The sequence below is a fragment of the Massilia sp. P2_C2 genome (assembly GCF_056404615.1).
In genome coordinates this window covers 1-4,179 of the sequence record NZ_JBFUDR010000425.1, presented here as the reverse complement: position 1 = coordinate 4,179, position 4,179 = coordinate 1, and the positions used below count along the sequence as shown (strand labels likewise).

The following is a 4,179-nucleotide window of genomic DNA, read 5'->3' as shown; positions in this document are numbered from 1 at the left end:
CTCGTCTGCCTGCCGCCGCTGGCCGCCCTGCTGCTCGCTGACCGGCCCGTGCTGAGCGGCTTCGAGCCCTCGACGCGCGCCGTGAACACGCAGGTGGCCGACCTGCTGCAGGGCGAACAGCTCGTGCCGCCCCCACCGCTGCCGCCCGCCGTGTTCACGACCGCCGAGGCGGCGCAGGCGCGGCCGCTGCTCGCCACGGCCAGCCGCGACTGGGCCATGCTGGACGCCGACTACACGCAGCGCCTGCTGACCGTCTTTCGCATCATGAAGGAGCGCCACGGCTACGACATGGCCATGCTGGAAGGCTATCGCAGCGCCGCCCGCCAGGACGCGCTGGCCGCGCTCGGTCCGGGCGTCACGAACGCGCGGGCTTACCAGAGCTGGCACCAGTACGGGCTGGCCGCGGACTGCGCGTTCGTGCGCGACGGCCGGCTCGTGATCTCGGAACGCGACCGATGGGCGCTGCGCGGCTACCAGCTGTACGGCCAGGTCGCGGAATCCGTCGGCCTGACCTGGGGCGGACGCTGGAAGATGATGGACCTCGGGCATACGGAACTCCGCCGGCCCGGCGTCATGCCTCGCCCGACACTTCCGGCATCCGCAACACCGCATTAACCACTTTAACGTCATCATGCAAAAAATCTGGCATTTCCTGACCGCCCGCACCAGCCTGACCGTCATCGGCTGGGTGGCTTTCGCCGCCCTGCTCTTTCTGGCCGGGCGGGTGCTGCAATGGCCGACCGTGCTGCCGTGGATCGTGCTCGGGCTTGCGCTGCTCGCGGGCGGCGTTCTCTGGCTGTGGCGCCGCCGGCGCCATGCGCGCAGGGCGGAGAGTATCGGAACCATGCTGGAACAGCAGGCGGACAAGCCCGTGGCCGATGCCACCCGGCGCCAGGAGACGGAAGTCATCCGCAAGCGCCTGCTGGACGCCATCGCCACCATCAAGAGCTCGAAACTGGGCCAGTCGTCCGGCCGCGCCGCGCTGTACGAACTACCGTGGTACATGATCATCGGGAACCCGGCGGCCGGCAAGAGCACCGCGATCGCCAGCTCCGGCCTGCAGTTCCCGTTCGCCGACAGCAAGGTCGTGCAGGGCGTTGGCGGCACGCGCAACTGCGACTGGTTCTTCACCACCGAAGGCATCCTGCTCGACACGGCGGGGCGCTATTCCGTCATCGACGACGACCGCGCCGAATGGTTCGGCTTCCTCGACCTGCTCAAGAAGCACCGCCGCAAGGCGCCGATCAACGGCGTCATCATCGCCGTCAGCATCGCCGAGCTGACCCGCAACCGGCCCGAGTTCGCGATCGACCTGGCCAAGAACCTGCGCCAGCGCGTGCAGGAACTGACCGAGCGGCTGGAGGTCCACGCGCCCGTTTACGTCGTGTTCACCAAGGCCGACCTGATCGACGGCTTCRACGAATTCTTCCAGGACAGCGAGCGCGCCGAGCGCGAAAAGGTCTGGGGCGCGACGCTGCCCTACGACCAGAACGTGACGAGCGAACGCCTGCTCGATTCGTTCGACGCCCGCTTCGACGAGCTGTACGACGGTTTGAAAGAGTTGAGCCGCGCGAACATGGCGCTGCAGTGGCGCGAGCGCATGCCGTCCGGCGTGTTCACGTTCCCGCTCGAATTCGCGTCCATCAAGCCCGCGTTGCGCGCCTTCGTCGCCACGCTGTTCGAGGACAATCCGTTCCAGTTCAAGCCCGTGTTCCGCGGCTTCTACTTCACCAGCGCGTTGCAGGAAGGCGAGACCGTGTCGGCGTCGTCGGCCCGCGTGGCGCAACGCTTCGACCTGCGCCTCGCGCCGCCCGCGCACGAAGACCAGCACCACCAGCAGGGTTACTTCCTCCTCAACCTGTTCCGCAAGGTGATCTTCGCCGACAAGGACCTCGTCGCGCAGTATGCCAGCCCGGCCAGGACACGCCTGCGCTATGCCGCCTTCTTCGCGGCCACGGCGTTCGTCGGCCTCGCGCTGGCCGGCTGGAGCTGGTCCTATATGAACAACCGCCAGCTCGTCGCCAACGTCCAGGCCGACCTGGACCAGGCCATCCGCGTACAGGGCAAGGGCACGGACCTGCGCTCGCGCTTCCAGGCGCTCGAGATCCTGCAGGACCGCATCGACCAGCTCGACCGCTATGCCGAACACCGCCCGCTGTCGCTCGGCCTCGGCCTGTACCAGGGCAACCTCTTGAACCGCAAGCTGAAGGAGGAATACTTCAACGGCGTGCGCGAGGTGATGCTGAAGCCCGTCGCGCAATCGCTGGAGGGCTTCCTCGCCGACGTCAACGGCAATGCCGACCGCCTGCTCCCCATGAACAAACCGGTCGGCGGCACGGCACCCGCGGCCGGCGCGCCGCAGCAGTTCAAGGATGCGTCGCCATCCGATGCCGAGGATGCCTACAACGCGCTCAAGACCTACCTCATGCTGGGCGACCGGTCGCGCGCCGAAAGCGCCCACCTGAACGACCAGATCACGCGCTTCTGGCGCGGCTGGCTGGAAGCGAACCGCGGCGCCATGCCGCGCGAGCAGATGATCCGCAGCGCCGAGCGCATGATCGCGTTCTACCTCGCACAGGTGAACGATCCATCCTGGCCCGTCGTCGACACCCGGCTCGCGCTCGTCGACCAGACCCGCGACAACCTGCGCCGCGTCGTGCGCGGCATGCCGGCGCGGGAACGCGTGTATGCCGACGTCAAGGCACGCGCCGCCACGCGTTATCCGGCGATCACCGTGGCGCGCATCGTCGGGGAGCAGGACAAGGACCTCGTCCTCGGCAGCTACGCGATCTCGGGTGCCTTCACGCGTCAGGCCTGGGACGGCTTCGTGCAGCAGGCGTTCCGCGACGCCGCCAACCGCGAACTGCAAAGCGCCGACTGGGTGCTGAAGACGGCGGCGCGCGACGACCTCACGCTGGAAGGCAGCCCTGAGCAGATCCAGAAAGCCCTCGTCGACATGTACAAGGCGGAATATGCGCGCGAGTGGCAGAAGTTCATGCAGGGCGTGACCGTGCGCGACCTGGCGGGCTTCGACGGCGCCGCGGCCGCGATGAACCGCCTGGGCGATCCGCAGGACTCGCCCATCGGCAGGCTCATGGCCACCGTCTACGAACAGACGTCATGGGACAACCCGACCCTGGCCGGCGCCACGATGCAGCGTGCGCAGAACGGCCTGACGGGCTGGTTACGCGAGACGGTGCTGCGCCAGAAGCCGGCCATCGTCAACGTCAGCCTGCCGGCGCCCGGCCCGGCCAATGCGGGCACGCCGGCCCTCGGCCCCGTCGGCCGCGAATTCGCCGGCGTCGCCCGCCTCGTCGCCGCGCGCGACAAGGATGCGTCGCTGCTGCGCGGCTACATCGACAGCCTGGCCAGGCTGCGCGCGCGCTTCAACCAGATCAAGAACCAGGGCGACCCCGGCCCCGGCGCCCGCCAGCTGATGCAGCAGACGCTCGACGGCAACGGCTCCGAACTGGCCGACGCGCTGCGCTATGTCGACGAACAGATGCTGGTGGGGATGCCGGACGCCCAGCGCCAGGCGCTGCGCCCCGTACTCGTGCGCCCGCTGATGCAGACGTTCGCCGTGATCGTGCAGCCGGCCGAGGCCGAGATCAACAAGGTGTGGGCGGCCCAGGTCGTGCAGCCGTTCAACCGCGGCCTGGCGCTGAAATACCCGTTCGCGACCGAGTCGAAGGCCGAGGCCAGCAACGCCGAGATCGGCGAGATCTTCGGCCCGGAAGGCGCCATCGCCAAATTCTTCACGGCGACAATGGGCCCGCTCGTCGTGCGCCGCGGCGACTCGCTCAGCCCGCGCACCTGGGCCGACATGGGGGTGTCGCTCGCCCCGAACGTCGTCGCGAGCTTCCCCGGCTGGGTCGCGCCGCTGGCGGCCGGCGGCGTCGCCAACGCGGCGGCGAGCAGCGGCGGCGAGGCGCAGACGCGCTTCGACCTGCAGGCGCTCGGTACGTCCGGCGCCAGCGAATTCACGCTGGAGGTCGACGGCCAGGCGCTGCGCTGGCGCGGCCAGCCGCAGCCCTGGGTGCACATGGCGTGGCCGAATCCGCAAGGCGTGCCGGGCGCGAAGATCACCGCGCTGACGCCGGAGGGACGCACCGTCGTGCTGCTGGACGAACCGGGCCACTTCGGCCTGAAGAAGATGATCGACGCGGCCCAGCGCAAGCG

General features: G+C 69.1%; 2 protein-coding genes. Both read left to right on the top strand.

The features are described from left to right. A partial coding sequence (locus tag AC1DYX_RS28610) for a M15 family metallopeptidase (RefSeq protein WP_477265217.1) occupies nucleotides 1-615 on the top strand: 615 nt, incomplete at its 5' end. A 16-nt stretch (nucleotides 616-631) separates the two neighbouring features. Further along, nucleotides 632-4,179, top strand: a 3,548-nt coding sequence (gene tssM / locus AC1DYX_RS28605; protein ID WP_477265215.1) for a type VI secretion system membrane subunit TssM, incomplete at its 3' end; no start/stop codon positions are given.